Genomic DNA, 23,173 nt, shown 5'->3' on the forward strand with positions numbered 1-23,173 from the left:
CTCAGACGTCGAGCGTGGTCTGGTGCTCCCAGGCGGTGAACTGTGCGCAATAGCTGTTCCACTCCCCCTGTTTGAGCTTGAGATAGGCCTTGGAGAATTCCATGCCGAGCGCCTGCTGCAACTCCGCATCCTTTTCATATTCGCGCAGCGCATCGAGAAGATTGAGCGGCAGCTTCGGTGCATCCGTGACGGTATGGCCTTCACGATACATATCGATATCGTAATGCGGGCCGGGATCGGCCTTGGAGCGAACGCCGGAGAGACCGGCGGCGATGATGATGGCCTGCAGCAGATAGGGGTTCACCGCACCATCCGGCAGGCGCAGTTCGAAACGCCCCGGACCCGGCACGCGCACCATGTGGGTGCGGTTATTGCCGGTCCATGTCACGGTATTCGGCGCCCAGGTGGCGCCCGAAATCGTGCGCGGCGCGTTGATGCGCTTGTAGGAATTGACCGTCGGATTGGTAACCGCCGCGAGCGCTGAAGCGTGTTTCATGATGCCACCGAGAAAGGTCTTGCCCTTGGCGGAGAGGCCGAAGGGCATTTCCTTGTCGGCGAAGGCGTTGACCTCGCCGTCGAGGTCCCAGACCGAGATATGCGCATGGCAGCCGTTGCCGGTCAGCCCCTTGAACGGTTTCGGCATGAAGGTGGCGCGCAGCCCGTGCTTTTCGGCGACGGATTTGACCATGAACTTGAAGAAGGAATGTTTATCGGCAGTCTGGAGCGCATCGTCATATTCCCAGTTCATCTCGAACTGGCCATTCGCATCCTCATGGTCGTTCTGGTAGGGCTTCCAGCCCAGCTCCAGCATGTAGTCGCAAATCTCGGCGATGACGTCATAACGGCGCATGACGGCCTGCTGGTCGTAGCAGGGCTTTTCCGCCGTGTCGTATTCGTCGGAGATTTTCGCACCATCAGGCGAAATCAGGAAAAATTCCGGCTCGACGCCTGTCTTGACCCTGAGCCCCTCGCCCGCCGCTTCCGCGATGAGTTTTTTCAGCATCACGCGCGGTGCCTGCTCCACCGGCTGGTCTTCCATGAAGCAATCGGCTGCCACCCAGGCGACGTCCTTTTTCCACGGAAGCTGGATGACCGAGGAGGCGTCCGGCACGGCGAAAAGATCGGGATGGGCAGGCGTCAGATCAAACCATGTGGCAAAACCTGCAAAACCCGCGCCGCCCTTCTGCATATCGGCGATTGCTTCCGCTGGCACCAGCTTGGCGCGCTGGCCGCCGAAGAGATCGGTATAGCTGATCATGAAATATTTGATGCCCTTTTCGGCAGCAAAGGTGGAGAGGTCCAGTGTCACGTCATTCCCCTTTTTTTGGTATCAGACACTTCATCGAAAAAGACGGGCGTATCCTCCCAAATGCGTCCGTCCGTCATGGTGTTTAGAAACTGCCTTTCCCCGGGAACCAGTTCGTTCCCGCCAGCGGAACCTGCGCCATGGCAGCCGCCTCCATGGTCAGCGCCACCAGATCTTCCGGCTCCAGATTATGGAGATGGTTCTTGCCGCAAGCGCGCGCGATGGTCTGCGCTTCGAGCGTCATGACCTTCAGGTAGTTGGCAAGGCGGCGACCGGCGGCGACGGGATCGAGACGCGCGGCCAGTTCGGGATCCTGCGTGGTGATGCCGGCGGGGTCTTTGCCTTCGTGCCAGTCATCATAAGCGCCGGCCGTGGTGCCGAGTTTCTGATATTCCTCTTCCCAGTGCGGATTGTTATCGCCAAGCGCCACCAGCGCCGCCGTGCCGATGGCGACAGCATCCGCACCGAGCGCCAGCGCTTTGGCAACATCCGCACCCGAACGGATGCCACCGGAGACAATCAGTTGCACCTTGCGGTGCATGCCGAGATCTTGCAGCGCCTGAACGGCGGGGCGAATGCAGGCGAGTGTGGGCATGCCGACATTTTCGATGAAGACATCCTGCGTCGCCGCCGTGCCGCCCTGCATGCCGTCGAGCACCACCACATCGGCACCGGCCTTTACCGCCAAGGCTGTGTCGTAATAGGGCCGTGCGCCGCCGACCTTGATATAGATCGGCTTTTCCCAGTCGGTGATTTCGCGCAGTTCAAGGATCTTGATTTCCAGATCATCAGGACCAGTCCAATCAGGGTGACGGCAGGCGGAACGCTGATCGATGCCCTTTGGCAGGTTGCGCATATTGGCGACGCGATCGGAAATCTTCTGGCCGAGCAGCATGCCGCCGCCGCCCGGCTTCGCGCCCTGGCCGACCACGACCTCAATGGCGTCGGCACGGCGCAGATCCTTCGGGTTCATGCCGTAACGCGAGGGCAGATACTGGTAAACCAACGTCTGGCTGTGGCCGCGCTCCTCATCCGTCATGCCGCCGTCGCCCGTCGTCGTGGAGGTGCCGGCAATGGTCGCACCACGGCCGAGCGCTTCCTTGGCGTTGCCCGAAAGCGCGCCAAAACTCATGCCGGCAATGGTGATCGGCGTTTTCAGCGTGATTGGCTTCTTGGCGAAGCGCGTACCGAGCGTCACGGTCGTATCGCATTTTTCACGATAACCTTCGAGCGGATAACGCGAGATGGAGGCGCCGAGAAACAGCAGGTCGTCGAAATGCGGCACCTTGCGCTTGGTGCCTGCGCCGCGAATGTCATAGATGCCGGTCGCCGCCGCCCGGCGGATTTCCGCCAGCGTGTGGTCGTCGAAGGTCGCGGATTTACGCGGCGGGGTGAAGGGGTTGTGATAGCTCATCTGAATATCCCTCGCCTCAATACGCGTCGGCGTTGTCGATGTTGAAATTATAGAGCGTGCGGGCAGAGCCGTAGCGTTTGAAATCTTCCGGCCGAACATCCGAGACACCGGCCTTTTCGAGGAGTTCTGCGAGCTTTTCGAGATGTTCGGGCCGCATCTCTTTTTCGATGCAGTCGGCACCCAGGCTTTTGACCGAGCCGCGCACGAAAAGCTTCGCCTCATAAAGGGAATCGCCGAGCGCATCGCCAGCATCGCCACAAACGACGAGATGGCCGGACTGGCCCATGAAGGCAGACATATGGCCGATATTGCCCTTCACGACGATATCGATGCCCTTCATGGAAATGCCGCAGCGCGAGGCGGCATTACCCTTGATGACGAGCAGCCCGCCGCGGCCGGTGGCACCGGCATATTGCGAGGCATCACCTTCGATGACGACGGTGCCCGACATCATGTTCTCAGCGACACCCGGCCCCGCCGAACCATGAACGGTAACAGTGCCGCCATCATTCATGCCGGCACAATAATAACCGACCGAACCACGCACATCGACGGTGACGGGGCTGTCGATGCCGACAGCGACGGCATGGTGGCCGCGCGGATTGACGACTTCGAATTCGGTATCGTTGACACCGGAGGAGAGGCCATGGAGTGCGGTATTCAATTCACGCAATGGCGTGTGGGAGAGATCGAAAACTGGCATGGATTATGACTTTCAAAACAGGCGCCGATGACGGGTCTCAGGCAGCCTTTTCATGGTCCCAGAAATAGACGGTCGCCGGTTCCGGCTCCCACACCCGGGCACTTTCAATGCCGGGCAGGTTGACCAGAGCGCGATATTCTGAACCGAAAGCGACATACTGGTCGGTCTCGGCCATCACTGCCGGCTTACAGGCGATGGGGTCGCGCACCACGCCGAAACCGGATTTGGTGCCAACGACGAAGGTGAAGAAACCGTCGAGATCGTCGAGCGCGCTTGTCAGTGCTTCGCCCAGATCCTTGCCCTTGGCCATTTCCGCCGTGAGATAGGCGGCGGCGACTTCCGAGTCGTTCTGGGTTTCGAACGTCATGCCTTCGCGCACCAGTTCGCGGCGCAGATTGTTGTGGTTGGAGAGCGAACCATTATGCACCAGGCACTGGTCGGCACCGGTGGAGAAGGGATGCGCGCCAAGCGTCGTCACCGCCGATTCCGTCGCCATGCGGGTGTGGCCGATGCCATGGCTGCCGGCCATGGAACGGACGTCGAAACGGGTGACGACATCCTTCGGCAGGCCGGTTTCCTTGTAGATTTCCACACTGTCGCCAGAGCCCATCACCCGCACATTCGGCCGGATGGCGGCGAGGACCGCACGAATTCCGTCAAGCTTCTGCGATGGAATATCCAGCACCGCATGGGTGCTTTTCACCATGACCGAGGCTTCAACGCCGTTTTCTTTCAGCGCTTCGGCAAGGCCGGAAAAATCAGCGGCGGGATCGGCCGACTGGATCGTCACTTTCGCACGGCCATCGGCCGCACTTCCATAGATCGCGATGCCGGCTGAATCCGGCCCGCGATCGGTCATGGTGACGAGCATGTCCGAAAGCAGCTGACCCAGCTGCGGTTCAAGGCTTTTGTCTTTCAGGAATAGTCCAACAATGCCGCACATCGACAGGCACCTCCATTCGTTTCTGAGTGAAGGGCTAACATATGGAATTCCATTCCGTCAACTATCAGGAATATTTTTTTCTTCTAAGGCAAAATCTCAGTCATTGTTCACCCGCCGTTGCGGATAGGAAATGATCGATAGATAACGCGCGGGAAGTTTTACCAGCTCTTCCGGCCCATGCGGCGCATCGGCGTCGAAAAACAGGCTGTCGCCGGCCTGCATGGTGAAAAGCTGTTCGCCATGGCGATAGACCACCTCGCCTTCCAGCATGTAGAGAAACTCCATGCCTTCATGCTGGAAGGTCGGGAACACATCCGAATCCGTGGTGAGCGTGATGAGATAGGGCTCGACGGTGACGCCGCTGGTATTGTTGTCGATATGGCCAAGCAGGCTGTATTGATGGCCGGCGCGGGTGCCCCTGCGCTCGATATTCACCCCCTGCCCCGCCTTGACGAAAGTGGCGCTGCGCGGTTCCTCGAAACCACGGAAGAAGGCCGTGATCGGCACGCCCAGCGCCTTGGAGAGCGTTTGCAGCGTGGTAAGCGACGGCGAGATATTGCCGTTCTCGATCTTCGAGAGCATGCCCACGGAAACGCCGGTCGCCGATGCGAGATCGGTGACGGTGATGCCGAGCTTCTTGCGATAGGCGCGGACCTCGTGGCCGATCGCCATTTCCAGATTGTTGACCCTCGGCTCGCGAACGGCATGCGGATCCTGCGACAGGAACTGCGCAGCGTCGCTCTGGTTGGCATTCTTGGCCATGGTGTCCTCCGGCATTATCGTGTTTCCCTTCCTTACAGGAAAACTATTTTAATTCAGAGGAAATCTTTGCCGCATGGCATTCGGCGTCTGGCCGAAGCGGGTCTTGAAGCTCTCTGAAAAATGACCTGCACTGGAAAAACCGGTGGCAAAGGCCACTTCCGCGATGGAGAGCGGGCTTTGCTCCAGCAATCGCCGGGCGTGGTCGAGACGGATCGCGCGGTATGTCTCCAGAAAACTCGACTTCAGATGGGTCGCGAAAAGCCGGTCGAGGTGGCGCGCGCTTGTGCCCGCCAGTTTTGCCATCGTCTGTCGGTCGAGCGGGCTTTCAATTGTCGTTTCCATTTTTTCCAGCACGGTCAACAAGGCCGGATGGTTGGTGCCATGACGTTCCGCAGAGGAACCGCGCTGCGGTGCGCCGGGTTCGGCGACGGCCGTGTGCAGGTACCAGTCGCTGACACGCCTTGCGAAATGCGCACCCATTCTCTGCGAAATCATCGCATGCATCATGTCGAGGGGGGCAACGCCGCCGGCGCAGGTGATGCGGTCTCCATCGAAAACAAACCGCGCCTGCCGGGGCGTGAGATGGCCAAAGGCCTCTTTCAGCACCGGCGCATGTTCCCAATGGATGGTGAAATCGCGGTTTTCCAGCAATCCCGCCGCTGCCAGCACATAAGCGCCGCTGGAAATGCCCCCGATCCTGACACCCTGCCGCGCCAGCCGCCGTAACGTCCCGTAAGAATTTTCCGCAACGGTCCAGTCCTGCGGCCCGCCGCCCGCACAGACGAAAATCGTGTGGCATTTCTCGCCGGCAGCGGCGAGCGCCTCACAGCCGACAATGATGCCGGACGAACTTCTGACGGCATCGCCATCAAAAGACAGGGGAACCACATCGTAAAGATCGGTTCCAGCGATAAGATTGGCGGCGCGCAACGGCTCCGCCGCCGAAGCATAGGACATCAGCGCAAAATTCGGAACGAGGATAAAACCAATGCGCTGGATATTCTTCGGCTCGATGATCGTCATGTCTCTTTTTTAAATCATAATGTCCCTTATCTGCAATCCACATCCGCACTGCATCGCTAAGCTTGCTCGATATCGTTCGAGGTACGCCAGATGCGCTATTCTGCTTTTTCGATTTTCAAGAACGGCCTTTTCGGCAACAAGGCGTGGAAACCCGCATGGCGGGATGTATCGCCGAAACCACATTATGACGTCATCATCGTTGGCGGCGGCGGGCACGGGCTGGCGACGGCCTATTATCTCGCCAAGGAATTCGGCATCACCAATGTCGCCGTGCTGGAGAAAAACTACATCGGCTCCGGCAATGTCGGCCGCAATACCACGATCATCCGCTCCAATTACCTGCTGCCGGGCAATAACCCGTTCTACGAGCTTTCGATGAAGTTGTGGGAGGGGCTGGAGCAGGATTTCAATTTCAACGCCATGGTTTCCCAACGTGGCGTGCTCAATCTCTTCCACTCGGATGCGCAGCGCGATGCCTATACAAGGCGCGGCAATGCCATGCGGCTGCACGGCGTCGATGCCGACTTGCTGGATCGCGCCTCGGTGAAGGCGATGTTGCCATTTCTCGATTTCGACAATGCCCGCTTCCCCATTCAGGGTGGATTGCTGCAAAAGCGCGGCGGCACCGTTCGCCACGATGCCGTCGCCTGGGGTTATGCGCGCGGTGCAGACAGCCGGGGCGTCGATATCATCCAGGGGTGCGAGGTAACAGGCATCCGCCGCGAAAACGGCGCGGTCGTGGGCGTCGAGACGAGCCGCGGCTTCATCGGCTGCGGCAAGCTGGCTTTGGCAGCGGCGGGCAATTCTTCACAGGTCGCCGCCATGGCCGGGCTGAAACTGCCGATCGAAAGCCATGTGCTGCAGGCTTTTGTGTCGGAAGGGCTGAAACCCTTCATCGATGGCGTCGTCACTTTCGGGGCGGGGCATTTTTACGTCTCGCAATCCGACAAGGGCGGCCTCGTCTTTGGCGGCGATATCGACGGCTACAATTCCTACGCCCAGCGCGGCAATCTGGCGACGGTCGAACATGTGGCGGAAGCCGGCAAGGCGATGATACCGGCGCTTTCCCGCGTCCGGGTGCTACGTTCCTGGGGCGGCATCATGGATATGTCGATGGACGGCTCGCCGATCATCGACCAAACCCCGATCGACAATCTCTATCTCAATGCCGGCTGGTGTTACGGCGGCTTCAAGGCGACACCCGCTTCCGGTTTCTGCTTCGCCCATCTTCTCTCACGCGGCACACCGCAGGAAACGGCAACGGCCTTCCGGCTGGATCGTTTCCGGCGCGGTTATCTCATCGATGAAAAAGGCCAGGGCGCACAGCCCAACCTTCATTAATCCAGCGGATCAAGGACGTTCGATATGGCAAGTCTCGTACCCTGCCCGCATTGCGGGCCAAGACCCAAGGAAGAATTCACCATCAAGGGTGCTGCCCTTGCCCGGCCCGCGGCAGATGCCGGCAGCGAGGAATGGTTCGACTATGTCTATCTGCGCGACAATCCGCGCGGCTCCTATGAGGAATATTGGCACCACACCTCCGGCTGCCGCCGCTGGCTGGTCGTGGCCCGCGATACCGTCACCCACGAAATATCCGCCTGCCGCGACGCTGCCGAAAAGACGAAAGTGACAAGCGCATGAGTTCCCACCGCCTGAAGACCGGCGGTCAGATCGACCGCTCCAAACCGCTTTCCTTCACCTTCGACGGCAAGACGATGTCAGGCTTTGCGGGTGACACCCTTGCCTCCGCCCTGCTCGCCAATGGTCAGCAACTCGTCGGCCGCAGTTTCAAATATCACCGCCCGCGCGGCATATTGACGGCTGGCGCCGCCGAGCCGAATGCGCTGATGACCATTGGCAGCGGTGGCCGCACCGAGCCGAATACACGCGCCACCATGCAGGAGCTTTATGCCGGGCTGGAAGCGAAAAGCCAGAACCGCTGGCCCTCCCTCGATTTCGATATAGGCGCATTGACCGGCCTGCTTTCGCCCTTTCTCGGCGCAGGGTTTTACTACAAGACCTTCATGTGGCCCGCCGCCTTCTGGGAAAAAATCTACGAGCCCTTCATCCGCAAGGCGGCCGGCCTCGGCAAGGCGAGCTACGAGGCGGACCCGGATGCCTATGACAAATGCTGGGCGCATTGCGATCTGCTGGTGATCGGCTCCGGCGCAACGGGACTTGCGGCAGCCCTTGCCGCCGGCCGCGCCGGCGCGCGCGTTATCATCGTCGATGAACATTCCGTGGCAGGTGGCGGGCTTCTTTCCGAAACCGCGACCGTCGGCGGTAGGAGCGCTGCGAATTTCGCCGCAAGCTGCGTCGCCGAACTCGAAGCCCTGCCGAATGTCACAGTGCTGACGCGAACGACAGCCTTCGGCTGGTATGACGGCAATGTCTTCGGCGCGGTGGAGCGGGTGCAGAAACATCTGGCAAACCCGAAAGCGCATGTGCCAGTCGAGCGCCTGTGGCGCATTGTGGCCAAGCGCGCGCTGCTCGCCACCGGCACGGAAGAGCGGCCGCTGGTGTTCGGCGGCAACGATATTCCCGGCGTGATGATGGCCGGCGCGATGCGCAGCTATCTCAACCGCTATGCCGTCAGCCCCGGCAAAACGACGGCGATTTTCACCACCAATGACAGCGGTTACGCGCTCGCCCACGATCTGGAGGCACAGGGCATTCCTCTTGCCGCCATCATCGATAGCCGCGAGCAGGGTTATCCGGGCTATGACGGCAAGGCGCGTGTCATCAAGGGTGGCGTTGTCTCGAATGCGAAGGGTGGCAAGGCGCTTTCCGCCATCGAGATTTATGCGAATGGCCGCACGGAAAGCCTTGATGTCGATGCGCTGGCGATGTCGGGCGGTTTCAGCCCCATCATCCATCTCGCCTGCCATCGCGGCGGCAAGCCGGTCTGGTCGGAAAACCATGCCGCTTTCCTGGCACCCGGCAACCTCAAAGGTTTGGACCTCGTCGGCGCGGTTTCCGTAACAAACGGTATCGCTGCCGGCCTTGAGGATGGCGCGCGAAAAGGCGCAGCACTGGCGCAAGACCTCGGTTTTGCAGCAACGGCACCCGCATTCGGCACGGTGGAAAACGATATCGTAGCTCCTCCCGCAAAGGCGCTCTGGTCCATCCCCGGCATCAAGGCGAAAGCCTTTATCGATTACCAGAACGATGTTCATCGCAAGGATCTGGACCTCGCCATCCGTGAAGGTTATGGCCATGTCGAGCTGGCCAAGCGTTATACGACGAACGGCATGGCGACCGATCAGGGCAAGCTTTCCAATGTCAACGCCATCGGGCTGCTGGCCGAAGCGCGTGGGGTTTCCCCGGCGGAGGTCGGCACGACCACCTTCCGGCCCTTTTATACGCCCGTCTCCTTCGGCGCCCTGACAGGAGCCTATCACGGCCATCATTTCCAGCCGGCGCGCAAATCGCCGCTGCATGGCTGGGCCGAGAAAAACGGCGCGGTCTTCGTTGAAACCGGTCTCTGGTATCGTTCCTCCTGGTTTCCCCGCAAAGGCGAAAGCGGCTGGCGGGAAAGCGTCGACCGGGAGGTATTGAACGTCCGCAAAAATGCCGGGCTCTGTGATGTATCGATGCTCGGCAAGATCGAGATTTGCGGAAATGACGCCGCCGAATTTCTCAACCGGGTTTATTGCAACACCTTTCTCAAGCTCCCGGTCGGCAAGGCGCGTTATGGCCTGATGCTGCGCGAAGACGGCATGATTTATGACGACGGGACCACCAGCCGGCTGGAGGAAAACCGCTTCTTCATGACGACCACCACGGCCTATGCCGCTGGTGTGATGAACCATCTGGAATTCTGCGCCCAGGCGCTCTGGCCGGATCTCGACGTGCGGCTCGCCTCCGTCACCGACCAATGGGCGCAAATGGCGATTGCCGGGCCAAAGGCACGGGACATTCTTCAAAGGATCGTCGATGACGACATTTCGGATGAGGCCTTCCCATTCCTCGCCGCCAAAGAAGTCTCTCTGTTTGGCGGGCAGTTGCATGGGCGCCTGTTCCGGATTTCCTTCTCCGGCGAGCTGGCCTACGAGCTTGCAGTGCCGGCCGGTTACGGCGAAAGCGTTGCCGATGCGCTGATGGGCGCAGGCGCGCCCGAAGGCATCATGCCCTATGGCGTCGAGGCGCTCGGCGTGCTGCGGATCGAAAAGGGCCATGTCACCCATAATGAGATCAATGGCACAGTGGTGCCCACCGATCTCGGCTTCGGTAAAATGGTTTCCACCACCAAGGCCGATTTCATCGGCCGGCGGATGCTGGAGCGCGAGGGCCTTTCGGCAGCGGACCGTCCAGGTCTCGTTGGCGTCATGCCGCTTGATCCCGGCCACTCCTTCCGCAGCGGCTCGCATATTCTCGCCAGGGATGCTGCGGCAACGCTGGAAAACGATCAGGGTTACGTAAGCTCAAGCGCCTTTTCTCCGCATCTCGGCTCGACCATCGGCCTCGCCCTCGTAAAGAACGGTGCTGCCCGCCATGGCGAGGAGGTCATGGTCTGGAACGGTCTGCGCAACGAGTTCACCACCGCCCGCCTCTGTAATCCGGTTTTCTTCGACCCTGAGAATGAGAAGCTCCATGTCTGATCCCAAGACCGACTACAAATCCGATTTCAAATCCGGTTTCCGGCCGGCCCTCCGCCCGGTGCTTGGCGCGAAGGCAGCGATTGCCTCCGCCGCCATCAAGCTCTCGCCGCTGCCGGAAGGTATGATCGTCCATGTGCTGGCCTCACCTGACGCATCGGATATAGAGGCCCGCCTGCGCGGCCTGGACAAAGGCGATGTGCGCGTCGTCTCTCCCGGTCAATGGTTCATCGTCGGTGAACAGCCGCTGTCTGGCGTGGATATGAAGACGCTTCTTGCCGCGCTCGAGCCGCAGGCAGCGGGTGTGGACCAGAGCCAGGGGCGCGTGCGCATCCGCATTGAAGGCAAGATGGCCGAACGGGTGCTGGCAAAAGGAACAGCGGTGGATCTTTCGCTCGCCATTTTTCCGGTCGGACGCTCCGCCGCGACGCTGATCGGCCATATCGCCGCCCATATCACCCGTATCGATATTTCCGCTTTTGAAATTATCGTACTGCGCGGTTTCGCGGAGAGCCTGTGGGACGATCTCGTTCGCATGAGCCTGGAGTTCAATTAAACCCCGTACCACATTCTCCAGTTCTACGGCACCATTACTTTGCGCATGGAAGCCCGCTGCATGGAACGCGGGGTCAGACGAGTTGAAAACGCAACCACCTTATTCATGAAACCGGCAATAACAGACGCCTTGCCTTTGGCGAGAGCTTCAAGTCCGGCTTCTGCAACGGGACGGGGTTTCATGGTGAGCAGGCGCAACATCGGCGAGACCTGAGCGCCGGCAGCGGCATCAAATCCTGTTTCGGTGTGCCCCGGGCAAAGGCTGGTGACGACCACGCCTTGCGTGCGAAGTTCGTCGTACAAAGCTTCACCAAATGACAGCACGTAAGATTTCGTGGCCGCATATGCGGCATAGGTAGGGACAGGTTGGAAAGCCAGTAGACTGGCTATCAGAAGAATCTCTCCCGATCCCCTGGCGGCCATGTCCCGGCCGAAAACATAGCTGAGTTCAGTCAGCGCCGTGATGTTGAGCTGAATCATGTCGGTGGTGCGCTCGATCGGGGTTTTCAGAAACTCACCCTGCAGCCCGTATCCGGCATTGTTCACCAGTATGTCGATCTGTATCGCCCTCTCGTTCAGGCTATCTTTCAGGCGAGCGGCGGCTCCGGGTGCGGCAAGGTCGATAGGCTCAACAAGAATGTCGACGCCATGTCTTCGGCGAAGGTCCTCGGCAAGTTTTTCCATCGGCTCCTTTCGACGGGCTGCGAGCACGAGGTTGATCTTCTGCGCTGCCAGCAGCTCGGCAAATTCGATCCCAAGGCCACTCGATGCGCCCGTGATGAGGGCTCGTCTTCCCGATGGAGCCTCCGGCTTTTGTACACCGGCGATGTCTCTCGTATCATCTGTATGCTGCATCTGTTTTTCCTTCACATTCATTGGGTCAGGCTCACGCAAAAGCATAGGTGGTGCGTGACCGGTCGATTTGCGCGCTACTCGGCAGCTAGCGAATGCTGATATTCTTCGACTGTCGCTGCCACTGACGGTGCCTCGCTACGGGGCGGCTTGATGCGGAACCAGGCCGCATAAAGTGCGGGAAGAAACAGCAGGATCATGACGGTCCCGACGGCCGTGCCGCCGATCAGCGTATAGGCCATTGATCCCCAGAAGACAGAATGCGTCAGCGGGATGAAGGCGAGGACGGCGGCGAGCGCGGTCAGGATAACCGGCCTTGTTCTCTGCACGGTGGCTTCGATGACGGCATGATAGTCATCCAGACCGGCCGCCTGATTTTCCTTGATCTGCTCCGTCAGGATCAAGGTGTTGCGCATGAGAATACCCGCCAGGCCGATAAGCCCGAGAATGGCGTTGAAACCGAAGGGTTGATTGAAGATGAGCAACATCGGAACCGCGCCGGCGAGCCCGAGCGGGCCCGTCAGCATCACCATGGTCATCGTCGACAGGCTGCGGACTTGAAGGACGATGACGATAAGCATGGCGGCAACCATGAGCGGGAAAATCTTCACAAGCGCTGTATTCGCCTTGAGAGATTCCTCGATATTACCGCCCATTTCGATGCGGTAGCCGGCGGGAAGCGAGGCGATCAACGGCTGGAGAGCCTTGAATACCTGCTGCGACACTTCCGGCGGCTGGGTTGCCTCGTTTATGTCAGAACGGATCGTGATGACCGGCGTGCGGTCACGGCGCTTCATGATTGGCTCCTCGAAACGGATCTCGGAGTGGCCGATCTGATCGAGCGGAACCGGGCGGCCGCTCCTGCTCATCAGAGAAAAATCCGAAAGCCGTGAAGGATCGAGCCGGTTTTCGCCGGCGCTACGCGCAACCACCGGAACGTTGCGGATGTTTTCCCGGATCTGTGTGATCGGCACGCCGCTCAGCAGCAATTGCATCTGCTGCGCAGCCTCGGCAGGCGAGAGGCCGATAAGGTTGAGACGATCCTGATCGGGGATAAAGCGCAGGACTGGCGTGCGGTTGCCCCAGTCGCGGTTGGGCTGGCGCACATCCGGCACACTCCGCATGATCGCAAGGGCCTCATCGGAAATCTTGTACAACTGGTCCGGATCGGGACCCGTGATACGGAACTCCACCGGGAACGGCGTATAGGGACCGAAGACGAGCTGCGTAACGCGCACGTTGGCTTCCGGAGCAAGGCCGCTTGCAATCGCTTCCCGAAGTCGATGTTTGAGTTCCTCACGCGCGTGGGCGTCGGGCGTCAGTGCGACGATCTTGGCGAAAGCCGGGTTCGGCAGTTCAGGTGCCATGGCGAAGAAGAAGCGTGGCGCGCCCTGGCCGATGTAGCTGGTGGCGATCTTCGTTTCGGGCTGTTCCTTCAGCCAGCCTTCGAGTTTTTTGACGGTTGCCGTCGTGGTCTCGATGCTGGCGCCCTCGGGCATGCGCACTTCCACCAGCACTTCGGGACGATCCGACGTTGGGAAGAACTGCTGCTTGACGGAACCCATACCGACGACGGAGACGGCCATGATAACGCCGACGAGACCGCAGGTTAGGAACTTGTGACGGACTGCGAACTCGATGAGGCTGCGAAGCCGCCGGTAATTCGGCGTATTGTAGATCGCGTGATGCCCACCCTCCACCGGCTTTATCTCAGGCAGCATCTTCACGCCGAGATAGGGTGTGAATGTCACCGCGACGATCCAGGAAACGATCAGGGCGAAGCCCACGACCCAGAAGATGTTGCCGGCATATTCGCCAGCGCTCGACTTGGCGAAGCCCACAGGCATTAGTCCAATGATAGTGACGAGTGTCCCTGACAGCATAGGCGCCGCCGTGTGGCTCCAGGCATAGGCCGCCGCCTTAATCCGATCCATCCCCTCTTCCATCTTCACGACCATGACTTCGATGGCAATGATGGCGTCGTCAACCAAAAGGCCGAGCGCAAGGATGAGCGCACCGAGCGTGATGCGATCGAAGAACCGGCCAGTCTCCAGCATGATGAGGAAGACGACGGCCAGCGTCAGCGGCACGGCAAGCGCAACAACGATGCCGACGCGCCAGCCCAGTGCAATCAGGCTCACGAACAACACGACACCGAGGGCCATGGCGAACTTCAGCATGAACTCGCCGACGGCCTCGTCGATGTTAACCGCCTGATCGCTGACTTTAGCGAGTGTCACGCCGAGCGGCAGGGTTTGCGCGATTGTCGAAGACCGTTCTTCCAGCGCCTTGCCCAGTTCCAGGCCGTTCCAGCCCTGCTGCATCACCACGCCGAGCATGATGGCTGGCTCGCCGTCATGGCGGATGAGATAGGTAGCGGGGTCCTGATATCCGCGGCGTACCTCGGCAAAATCCGAAAGCTTGAGGACGCGTCCGGCCGCGACGATCGGCGTATCGGCAATCGATTCGACGCTGTCATAGGCGCCATCGAACCGAATGAAGACTTGCGGCCCCTGCGTATCGATCGAACCCGCCGGGGTAACTGTATTGCGCCGTTGCAGGGCGGAAGCAATGTCCTGCGCCGAGATCCCCAGGGTCGCCAGCTTGGAATAGGAGAATTCCACGAAAATCTGTTCCGGCTGCTCGCCGAGAATGTTGATCTTCTTCACGCCGGGAACGTGAAGCATGTCCTGGCGGATCGTCTCGGCCTGACGCACGAGGTCACGCATCGCCATGCCTTTGGCTTTCAGGGCATAAAGGGCGAAACTGACGTCGGAATATTCATCGTTGACAAAGGGACCGATCACCCCCGGAGGAAGATTGCGGGCTTCGTCGCCAAGTTTCTTACGCGCCTGGTAAAATTCCCCTTCAACGGCCGATGCCGGCGTATCATCCCGGAGCGTCACGGTCAGGAAAGCGTAACCGGGTCGCGTGGTCGTCTCGACGCGATCGTACCAGGTCAGTTCCTGAATGCGCTTTTCGAGCGGTTCCGCGACAAGGTCCTGCATCTCACGCGCGGTCGCGCCGGGCCAGACGGATGTAACGGTCAGTGTCTTGATGGTAAATGACGGATCTTCGGCTCGGCCAAGTTTGATGAATGCATAGGCGCCGGCGGCGGCCAGCAGGACGATGAAGAACAGGGTGACTGCCCGCTCACGAACGGCGAGCGCGGATAGGTTGAAGCTCATCAGTTCGCCGCCTCTGCTTTTTCCACGCCGATGCGAACACTCGCACCATCCTGAAGCAGATGCGCTCCGAGCGCGACGACTGTCTCCCCTGCCCTCAGGTTCGAAACAATGGCCTTATCCTCGCCAATCCGCTCTACTTTCACCGCCTGGAAATGAACGCTTGAGGATTGCTCGTCGACGACCCACACGCCCGTGCGATCGCCGTTATCCAGAAGGGCGCCAACGGGGACCTCGGCGTGGCTCAGCGCGTCCTTGTTTTCGACGCTGATCGTAACCGTCGCCCCCAATGGCGCGGTCGCGGCAGCGCCCTGCAACACCCACCGCGTTTCATAGGTCCGTGTCTGCGGATCCGCAGCATCGGATATCTGGCGGAGCACCGCTTTTTCTTGCCTGTTACGACCGTAGACGGCGGCCTGCGCCACAGCGCCAATCTCGGGCCGCAGATTTTCCGGCAGCCAGACCAGTGCTTCGCGCGGTCCTGCCTTCGCCAGCCGGATGACCGGCTGCCCCGCTGAGACCACCTGGCCCGGTTCGGCGAGTGTTTCGACGATCTTGCCATCCGCATCTGCGACAAGCAGAGCATAGGCCGCCTCGTTTTCAGCCACTGTCGCATCAGCCCTGGCTGCGGCGAGTTGCGCTGTCGCCGTATCCAGTGTGGCCTTTGACCTTTCATACTGCTGGGTGGACGCGGCGTTGGATTTGACGAGGACCGCAAAGCGCTTCTCGTCTGCTTGCGCTTGGACAAAGGTTGCCTGCGCCGCTACCACGGCATTCCGTTTGGCCGTCAGGGCAAGTCGAAGATCTGTCTCGTCGATCCGCATTAAGGGCTGCCCGGCCTTTACTTCCTCACCAAGGCCGACCAACCGTTCGACAATCTTTCCGGGAACCCGAAAGCCGAGATCGCTTTGGACCCGGGCGGCCACCGTGCCGGTGAAGCTTCGGCTTGCCGTGTCCGGGGTCTTGACCTTGGTTACGCTGACGAGCGGAGCGAGGCTGCGGGGATCCGCGGCCTCCGCATCCTTGCTTGTCGACGGGAGTAGGAAAATAGCAGCCCCTACCCCGAAGAGAGCAGCCACAGCCACAGTTGACAGGAGGATTTTTCGTTTCATGGGACTGGCCTTCTCGACAGCGATAGCGTAATTCTTAGATTGCATCCTAAATCTAAAGCATATATAGATGTCAAGTGAAATCTAATTGGAGGTCCACATGAGAGTGAGCCGCGCACAGGCCGAGGAAAATCGAGAGAGGGTCATCACCGTTGCAAGCCGACTGTTTCGAGAGCATGGGTTCGACGGGATAGGGCTGAAGGATCTAATGAAGGGCGCTGGCCTTACGCAGGGAGGGTTCTACAAACAATTCGCCTCGAAGGACGACCTTGCCGCCCTTGCATCCCGGCGCGCGCTCGAAAGCGCCACAAGAAGATGGTCAGACGCGGCCGCAGACACCTCAGATCCGCTGGAAGCAATTATGGCGTTCTATCTTTCCAAGGATCACAGAGGAGAGAAAGCCGAAGGTTGCCCTCTTGTCGCTTTGGGGTCGGATGCCACTCGGCAGAGCGCGGAAGTCCGACGTCCGTTCGAGGACGGTATCCGTGACCATTTTGAGGTGCTGGATGAACTCGTGGGTCACGCCGACAGCTCCGACCCCAGCGAAAAGGCAATGGCGATCCTGTCGATGATGGTGGGGGCTGTCACGCTCTCCCGCATCATCGAAGACGAACGCCTGTCGGAAAGCGTCCTCGATGCGGCCGCTGGCGAAGTCAAGCGTATAGCGCGCAGTGATGGTGATGACTGAAGGCGACGGCCCGGTCCGACCACCCTGAGAGGTGAGAGCGTCCTAGGCTCTGCTTAAACTGCATGTCTGGAGAAATGATCCTGACCTTGTTCTCGGTCGGGACGCCGAAGGTATGCCTATTTTATCGTGAAGACAGATTGAGAACCGCGACAATCATCGCATCCGGCATCGGCGGTTTCCCTGCAATCACAGAAGCCGTGCGAACCGTTGATCAACGCGGTGTACGCCGCCTCTCTCCCTTCACGATACCGTCGTTCCTCGTCAATCTCGCAGCCGGGCAAGTCTCGATCCACCACGGTTTCAAAGGTCCGCTGGGAGCACCCGTAACGGCGTGTGCTGCCGGCGTTCAGGCGATCGGCGACGCTGCACGGCTTATTCGGTCCAATGAAGCCGACATTGCGGTTTGCGGTGGAACGGAAGCTTGCATGAACATCGTCAGCCTCGGCGGCTTCGCGGCGGCAAGGTCGCTTTCCACCGGTTTCAACGAGACGCCGACCAAGGCGTCGCGTCCCTTCGATACCGCGCGTGACGGCTTCGTCATGGGTGAAGGCGCGGGCGTACTCGTCATCGAGGCACTCAGCCACGCTCTCGCCCGCGGCGCCACCCCGATTGCCGAACTCGTTGGATACGGCACGACAGCCGACGCCCACCATATCACCTCAGGCCCTGAGGACGGCAGCGGCGCGCGCAGGGCGATGGAGATCGCCATCGCGCAAGCGGGCATCGCCCCTCATGAGATTGGTCATCTGAACGCGCATGCGACATCGACGCCGGTCGGGGACCTCGGAGAAATCAGGGCCATCAAGAGTGTGTTTGGGCAACGAAAGTCGGTTGCTGTCAGTGGGACCAAGTCGGCGACGGGGCACCTGCTTGGCGCGGCCGGCGGGCTGGAAGCCATCTTCACGATTCTAGCGCTCAAAAATCGGATCGCCCCTCCGACACTGAACCTGAACGCGCCGGATACGGAATCGGACGGGATCGATTTTGTTGCAAACCAGGCACGACCCCTGGATGCCGAATATGCCATATCCAACGGCTTCGGTTTTGGCGGCGTCAATGCCAGCGTTCTTTTCCGGCGCTGGCCAAAGGCAAGCAATAGCGGGATATCCTCCGTGCGCTGACGCTCGTCACCACATTCACAACCGCATGAAATCATGCCTTTGCCAAGAGATCGGCTTCCATGAAACCAGCAATGGTCACAACGACGCCCAGCATAACGCTCCTCAAGTCCAGAATTGCCGTCATCGGCGTCGGCGGTGGTGGCGGCGATGCGGTCAACAATATGATCATGTCTTGAGGGCGCGGAGTTTATCGTTGCGAATACCGATGCCCAGGCATTGTCGATCTCGAAAGTGCCACGGCTTGTCCAGCTTGGCCCGACGGTCACGGAGGGGCTTGGTGCCGGATCATTGGCTGATATTGGACAGGCGGCAGCCGACGAATCGATTGACGAGATCATGGACCACCTCGACGGAATGCATATGTGTTTCGTGACGGCGGGCATGGGGGGCGGAACAGGCACAGGTGCGGCACCCGTCATCGCCCGTGCTGGATCACCACTTTCCTGTAATCGAAATGGCTGGTTTGCGGCTCCTATTTTTGAGAACGCGGAGCCGACATGAGTGAGACAACGTTCTATTCCTATGGTGCTGGATATCGAGGCAGAACATCCCTCGCGGCGGGCTGCTGTTCCATCAGTTACGGCACAGATCGGCTGCTCGCCGGCCACGCTAAGTGAGAAATAACGAGGTGGAACGTGGCGAATGAGCTGGTTTGCCACGTGACGCGGCCGAGAATATGAAGGATCTTTATCATTAAAAATTATTGCAAAACATATAGTTAGATAGAATTCATCCGAACCGATGGATTTGCTTGTCACCGAAATCCTTGCCGTACCGATCAATGATCGGTATTGCGTTGAGGTGCACTCAGCAATCAACGAGGACAAGATGGCAACTGGCACTGTAAAATTCTTCGCTCAGGACAAGGGCTTTGGCTTCATTACCCCTGACAATGGCGGTCCTGACGTATTCGTTCACATCTCGGCAGTCGGTTTCGGCGGCTCTCTTCAGGATGGTCAGAAGGTGAGCTACGAGTTGGGACAAGACCGCAAGACCGGTAAATCGAAAGCCGAGAACGTCACTCTCCTTTGATGGCAGCGCCGCGGCCCAACGCACGATGGCGCGTGAGCACTACGCTGCACCTGGGCCGCCACCGCCGGCATTCGAACCGAAAGGCCAAGTGAGGGTATCCCTGCTCGCTGGACCGGGAGTTGCTCTAACGGCAATGGACGAAGCTCCCAACAGCGAGGATGCGCGTTCGACCGCTTTTTTGAAGCGCGGGTCGCGTATCAGGCCTGGAATGCACATGCATCGGTTCGTAGCGCAGGCGAACAGGTCGACGACTCGTTTCAGCACGAATGAAAGCGCCACCTTGTCTAGGCGAGGTGGCGCTCTTCGCCAGCGCAATGCTTCACAGTTTCCAGGCAAAATTGTTGGAACGCCGGAATTGGACCCCAGCGCCGTGCGTTTCATATGGCGGCTTTTCCGGGGAGAGCTCCGAGGTATTCACCGCTTATGCCTGGTCAAAATGGACGGCGCGGACATTTACCCGCCCTCGACCGACGGCATCTATTCTGTTTTCCAAAGGGCGACAATCACGCGAATAGTATGACCAAGTGGAACCTGCGTCTTACCCGCTCGCCGATGTGATGGCGACGATCGGGTTATCGGCGTCAATATGTGTCATATATCCCCAAATCTGGAAGCATCTTGACGTTCAGCAAGTGGAAGATGAATTGCTTGCAAGCAATAGTTCCGCCATCCCGCTGCGGACCGCGGCGAACAGGTCCGGGCGGTCGAGGTTGATATAGTCTACATCACTCGCTGCGATTTCGCGATGAACGTCCACGTCATCGCCACCATAATAGACCATGATTTCCAGACCGGCTTTGCGGCTCGCCTCGGCAATTCTTTTGCCCGAAGTCTCTGCTGCGGATACCGTGGCTTTCGGCGCGGCAGCCATGATCCTTCATGACCTTCCAGCCATAGCCAATATGCGCTCGCAATCGTGATAGGCCGAAAAGCGTCGCTTGGAGATGCCGTTGAACTGGCGTTCTGATTTCCAGCTCAACGCTCGTGCCTGTTTGATTCGAAGCGATGACCAGCGCTGCTGACATCAAATCGGCGGCGAAGATAAACACGAGGCGCATGACGTCCGGAATCTTTAAGCCACCACAGCCTTCGGGGTTTTCACCGTTGAAAACAGCGGCAAGGCGAGAAGATAAAGTCCGGCACCCACCAGCCAGATCGTCCCGATCCAGATGCTTTTGGTGGAGAAGAACACCGCAGTGGTCAGGACCGGCCCTATTATACCCGCCAGGCTCATGAGGCTGGCGAGCACGCCCTGCAACTGACCCTGCTGATCATCGTTCACGCGGCTGGTTACCAGGGATTGCAGCGCCGGCATGGCAACGCCGCCCAATGCAAACAGGGGCGCTACCGCGTAGCCCATCCAGCTCTGGTTGGCGAAGGCCATCAGCATATAAGCCAGCATGTCAAAGCCAACGCCGATCATCAACGTGCCCAAATCACCAAAGCGGCGCGAGAGCGGCCCGACGAGAAAGGCCTGCGCCAAGGCCCCGCTGATGCCGAAAACCGATAGCGACAGGCCCATATGCACCGAATCCCATCCGAACCGCTCGGCGCCATAGAGCACCCAGATCGTTCCCGGGATGGCGGCCACCAGACCGAAGACGACAGAGACGGTTACAAGTGGCAGGAGCGGCTTGAAATTCCAAAGCCACACCAATGGCGCCAACGGGTTAAGTTCCTTGAACGCAAACCTGCCCGGACCGGCCTTTCGGCTTTCCGGCAGAACAAACAGCGCAACGAGCAGGTTGAGACCATTGAACAGGGCTGCCACAAGAAATGGCGACCGGAGCCACCAGGCGCCCATGACGCCACCAATGACGGGACCGATGATAAAGCCCAAGCTCATCACGGCGCCAACCGTGCCAAACCGCTGCGCCCGCTGCTCGGCTGGGGTGATGTCAGTGATGTAGGCGCTTGCCACCGCCATATTGGCGCTGGTGATCCCCGCCATGGCCCGCCCGACGACGAGCACCCAGCCGAGCGGGGAAAATGCCATAACGAGGTAATCAAGCAGGGTACCGGCCAAAGAAAGCAACAAGACCGGGCGCCGACCGAACCGGTCGCTGAGCGCACCAAGGATCGGCGAGAACACAAATTGCATGACGGCGAATACCGCCAGCATGACCCCATAGAGAAACCCGATGTCGCCGCCGCCAGTCACCTCGACCAGGAGGTCCGGCAGGATCGGGAAGATCAGGCCTGCGCCAATGGCGTCGAGGGCAACGGTTGAGAGAATAACGATAAGGGCCTTGTTCATGGTATGGCATCTCTATAAAGCTTTATCAGTGATAAATTTATCGGCGATAAGCTCCCTTATCGATGATAAGTCAAGAGGGATTCTATCCATGGCTATCGGACGTGATTGCATTGTCGATGAGGCCCTGCGGCTCCTGAACGAGGTGGGAATAGACAAGCTGTCCACCCGCAAGCTTGCGGAACGGCTGGGCGTCCAGCAGCCGGCGCTCTACTGGCACTTCCGCAACAAGGCGGAATTGCTCGACGCCATCAATTCCGAAATGCTGCTGCGTTATCACTGCGATCGCTTGCCAAAACCCGGCCAAGATTGGATTGCGTTCACGCTGGCCAATGCCCGCAGCATTCGCAAGACCTTGCTCACCGTGCGCGACGGCGCGCGGCTGACCGCAGGTACACGGCCTTCCGTCGCCGAGTTCGCCGATGTGGAAAGCGTCTTGCAACTCTATGTCGAGACGGGATTTTCCGCAGAGGAGGCATTTGGGATCGCCATTTGCATCACGCGTTATGTGGTCGGTTATGTGCTCGAAGAACAGGGAGAGCGCGAACGGGATCGGATGGATCAACACTCGCCCAATACCGACCTCATGGCACAACTCGCTCAGTTCCCCCTTCTTGCAAAAGCTCTTGAAACCTTCCCCACGGTTGGAACGGTCAACACCGAAGCCGTGTTCGAGAGTGGGCTAAGTTACCTGCTGGCCGGTATGAAGAAGAAGCTGCGGGAGAAACAGTCTAGATAGGCGAAGACTCTGGCGCGAACGTGCAATCAGTTTCCGGTATACAACATGTCTTTTTCAAACCTTAACATGCCACTGTCGCTGGCATCACTCTCTTCTGTGTCGTGCGGATCAGGATGCCGCGAATTATAATATTCGACAATTTTGAATCCGCATTTGTTGACGTAAAAATGAATGTTGCGCTTTTCGAAAGTATAACCTCTATGGAATGGCCTGTATGGGACCGTGAACGGATGGTCCAGTCTTGGAGGCTAAGGATGAAAATAGCTGCCATGAGCGGAGCCGTTCTCTATGACCGCTTCCGAGCCCGAAGCTGCCGTAGTTACGTCCGAGTGAGAAGACCGCAATGGATGTTGAAAGCAGCGGATGACTACTCCAAGTCTTCTTGAGAAAATTCATCGGTAACGTGAATATCGGTCATCTCAAGACGGCCCGGCCCCATGTTTACATATTTGTGCGGTAAGTTGGCTGGCCCAAACACGATCTGACCCTCCCTAACGTCCAACTGCTGGTCCCCGACGGTAAAAAGCGCTCGTCCTTGCCGCACTATAAATACTTCATCATAGGGATGTTTGTGTAGCTTGGGGCCGCGTCCGATTTCGTCCGTGGTGTAAAACATGACCGAGACGTTTGCGCCAAATACGCTCCCTTCGAATTCGCCTTGCCATACGCTATCTTTTTCTGCCCATTGAGCACGATCGAGGAGTACTGCTTTCTTTTGCATTGATATTCCTCTCTTGGTCAGGCCAGCGGTTCGAGCCCAGACTAAACATCAAATATGCAGCAGTGCAAATGTCGGCAACCTCCCCCGAACTCCATAGTTTTAGCACACTCTAACGAGGAAAGCCCGGTTTTGGCCCACCCACGACATTGAGCCCAAACACGCGTACGG

Annotated in this window: 18 protein-coding genes and 5 pseudogenes; 10 read left to right on the plus strand and 13 right to left on the minus strand. The window is 59.1% G+C overall.

Features of this window, described 5'->3' with window-relative positions; translation table 11 throughout:
- Position 1: 1 nt before the first annotated feature.
- From glnT to GSF67_RS17620, 6 genes are all read right to left on the minus strand, one after another.
- Positions 2 to 1,309, minus strand: a complete 1,308-nt coding sequence (gene glnT, locus GSF67_RS17595) for a type III glutamate--ammonia ligase (RefSeq protein ID WP_006316021.1) — start codon at positions 1,307 to 1,309, stop codon at positions 2 to 4.
- Between the two features lie 82 nt (positions 1,310 to 1,391).
- The gene (locus tag GSF67_RS17600; protein WP_006316022.1) at positions 1,392 to 2,720 is read right to left on the minus strand and encodes an FMN-binding glutamate synthase family protein; all 1,329 of its coding nucleotides are present in this window, start codon (positions 2,718 to 2,720) and stop codon (positions 1,392 to 1,394) included.
- Positions 2,721 to 2,736: 16 nt separating this feature from the next.
- On the minus strand, positions 2,737 to 3,423 hold the full coding sequence (locus GSF67_RS17605) for a GXGXG domain-containing protein (protein WP_006316023.1): 687 nt from the start codon (positions 3,421 to 3,423) through the stop codon (positions 2,737 to 2,739).
- Between the two features lie 37 nt (positions 3,424 to 3,460).
- Positions 3,461 to 4,366 (minus strand): glutamine amidotransferase family protein, encoded by a 906-nt coding sequence (locus tag GSF67_RS17610; RefSeq protein ID WP_006316024.1) that lies wholly within the window; start codon positions 4,364 to 4,366, stop codon positions 3,461 to 3,463.
- Positions 4,367 to 4,462: 96 nt separating this feature from the next.
- Positions 4,463 to 5,143 carry a helix-turn-helix domain-containing protein gene (locus GSF67_RS17615; RefSeq protein ID WP_006316025.1) on the minus strand — a complete coding sequence of 227 codons (681 nt, stop codon included), beginning with the start codon at positions 5,141 to 5,143 and terminating at the stop codon, positions 4,463 to 4,465.
- Positions 5,144 to 5,176: 33 nt separating this feature from the next.
- Positions 5,177 to 6,151, minus strand: a complete 975-nt coding sequence (locus GSF67_RS17620; RefSeq protein WP_006316026.1) for a GlxA family transcriptional regulator — start codon at positions 6,149 to 6,151, stop codon at positions 5,177 to 5,179.
- Between the two features lie 90 nt (positions 6,152 to 6,241).
- Here GSF67_RS17620 and GSF67_RS17625 point away from each other — a divergent pair, with 90 nt between their 5' ends.
- Genes GSF67_RS17625 through soxG form a run of 4 tightly spaced genes read left to right on the plus strand, consistent with a single transcriptional unit; the run spans position 6,242 to position 11,305 of the window.
- Complete coding sequence (locus tag GSF67_RS17625) at positions 6,242 to 7,492, plus strand: sarcosine oxidase subunit beta family protein (protein ID WP_006316027.1); 1,251 nt, start codon at positions 6,242 to 6,244, stop codon at positions 7,490 to 7,492.
- A gap of 24 nt (positions 7,493 to 7,516) precedes the next feature.
- Positions 7,517 to 7,792: a sarcosine oxidase subunit delta gene (locus GSF67_RS17630; RefSeq protein WP_006316028.1), complete on the plus strand. Its 276-nt coding sequence runs from the start codon at positions 7,517 to 7,519 to the stop codon at positions 7,790 to 7,792.
- Positions 7,789 to 10,752, plus strand: coding sequence for a sarcosine oxidase subunit alpha (locus GSF67_RS17635; protein WP_006316029.1), 2,964 nt, complete (start codon positions 7,789 to 7,791; stop codon positions 10,750 to 10,752). Before GSF67_RS17630 ends, GSF67_RS17635 begins: the two co-directional genes overlap by 4 nt.
- Positions 10,745 to 11,305 carry a sarcosine oxidase subunit gamma family protein gene (gene soxG, locus GSF67_RS17640; RefSeq protein ID WP_006316030.1) on the plus strand — a complete coding sequence of 187 codons (561 nt, stop codon included), beginning with the start codon at positions 10,745 to 10,747 and terminating at the stop codon, positions 11,303 to 11,305. The genes GSF67_RS17635 and soxG overlap by 8 nt, the downstream gene beginning before the upstream one ends.
- Before the next feature lie 23 nt (positions 11,306 to 11,328).
- On the opposite strand, the gene GSF67_RS17645 is transcribed toward soxG, so the two are convergent.
- From GSF67_RS17645 to GSF67_RS17655, 3 genes are all read right to left on the minus strand, one after another.
- Positions 11,329 to 12,159 carry an SDR family oxidoreductase gene (locus GSF67_RS17645; RefSeq protein ID WP_035216589.1) on the minus strand — a complete coding sequence of 277 codons (831 nt, stop codon included), beginning with the start codon at positions 12,157 to 12,159 and terminating at the stop codon, positions 11,329 to 11,331.
- 74 nt (positions 12,160 to 12,233) lie between these two features.
- Entirely contained in the window at positions 12,234 to 15,344 is a 3,111-nt protein-coding gene (locus GSF67_RS17650) for an efflux RND transporter permease subunit (protein ID WP_006316032.1), read from the minus strand.
- Positions 15,344 to 16,453, minus strand: a complete 1,110-nt coding sequence (locus GSF67_RS17655; RefSeq protein ID WP_006316033.1) for an efflux RND transporter periplasmic adaptor subunit — start codon at positions 16,451 to 16,453, stop codon at positions 15,344 to 15,346. The genes GSF67_RS17650 and GSF67_RS17655 overlap by 1 nt, the downstream gene beginning before the upstream one ends.
- A 97-nt stretch (positions 16,454 to 16,550) precedes the next feature.
- On the opposite strand from GSF67_RS17655, the gene GSF67_RS17660 reads away from it, so the two are divergent.
- The 5 genes and pseudogenes from GSF67_RS17660 (at position 16,551) to GSF67_RS17675 (ending at position 19,291) form a co-directional block, all read left to right on the plus strand.
- Positions 16,551 to 17,138, plus strand: coding sequence for a TetR/AcrR family transcriptional regulator (locus GSF67_RS17660; RefSeq protein ID WP_006316034.1), 588 nt, complete (start codon positions 16,551 to 16,553; stop codon positions 17,136 to 17,138).
- Positions 17,139 to 17,266: 128 nt separating this feature from the next.
- Positions 17,267 to 18,259: pseudogene (locus GSF67_RS17665) on the plus strand (beta-ketoacyl-ACP synthase); the annotation flags it as partial.
- A gap of 71 nt (positions 18,260 to 18,330) precedes the next feature.
- Positions 18,331 to 18,688, plus strand: a pseudogene (locus tag GSF67_RS17670) (cell division protein FtsZ); the annotation flags it as partial.
- A 93-nt stretch (positions 18,689 to 18,781) separates the two neighbouring features.
- Positions 18,782 to 18,902, plus strand: a pseudogene (locus GSF67_RS26055) (IS3 family transposase); the annotation flags it as partial.
- 185 nt (positions 18,903 to 19,087) lie between these two features.
- Positions 19,088 to 19,291, plus strand: coding sequence for a cold-shock protein (locus GSF67_RS17675; protein WP_035216621.1), 204 nt, complete (start codon positions 19,088 to 19,090; stop codon positions 19,289 to 19,291).
- Between the two features lie 625 nt (positions 19,292 to 19,916).
- Here GSF67_RS17675 and ugpQ read toward each other — a convergent pair.
- Together ugpQ and tet(30) are read right to left on the minus strand one after the other, a co-directional pair.
- Positions 19,917 to 20,108: pseudogene (gene ugpQ / locus GSF67_RS17680) on the minus strand (glycerophosphodiester phosphodiesterase); the annotation flags it as partial.
- 255 nt (positions 20,109 to 20,363) lie between these two features.
- The gene (gene tet(30), locus GSF67_RS17685) at positions 20,364 to 21,548 is read right to left on the minus strand and encodes a tetracycline efflux MFS transporter Tet(30) (RefSeq protein WP_006316050.1); all 1,185 of its coding nucleotides are present in this window, start codon (positions 21,546 to 21,548) and stop codon (positions 20,364 to 20,366) included.
- 88 nt (positions 21,549 to 21,636) lie between these two features.
- Here tet(30) and GSF67_RS17690 point away from each other — a divergent pair, with 88 nt between their 5' ends.
- Complete coding sequence (locus tag GSF67_RS17690; protein ID WP_006316052.1) at positions 21,637 to 22,284, plus strand: TetR/AcrR family transcriptional regulator C-terminal domain-containing protein; 648 nt, start codon at positions 21,637 to 21,639, stop codon at positions 22,282 to 22,284.
- 26 nt (positions 22,285 to 22,310) lie between these two features.
- Here the strand turns inward: GSF67_RS17690 and GSF67_RS26060 are convergent.
- Together GSF67_RS26060 and GSF67_RS17695 are read right to left on the minus strand one after the other, a co-directional pair.
- A pseudogene (locus tag GSF67_RS26060) lies at positions 22,311 to 22,472 on the minus strand (N-acetyltransferase); the annotation flags it as partial.
- A 179-nt stretch (positions 22,473 to 22,651) separates the two neighbouring features.
- On the minus strand, positions 22,652 to 23,005 hold the full coding sequence (locus tag GSF67_RS17695) for a cupin domain-containing protein (RefSeq protein ID WP_006316054.1): 354 nt from the start codon (positions 23,003 to 23,005) through the stop codon (positions 22,652 to 22,654).
- Positions 23,006 to 23,173 lie beyond the last annotated feature (168 nt).

Source organism: Agrobacterium sp. CGMCC 11546, assembly GCF_013365515.1.
Lineage (GTDB): Bacteria > Pseudomonadota > Alphaproteobacteria > Rhizobiales > Rhizobiaceae > Agrobacterium > Agrobacterium fabrum.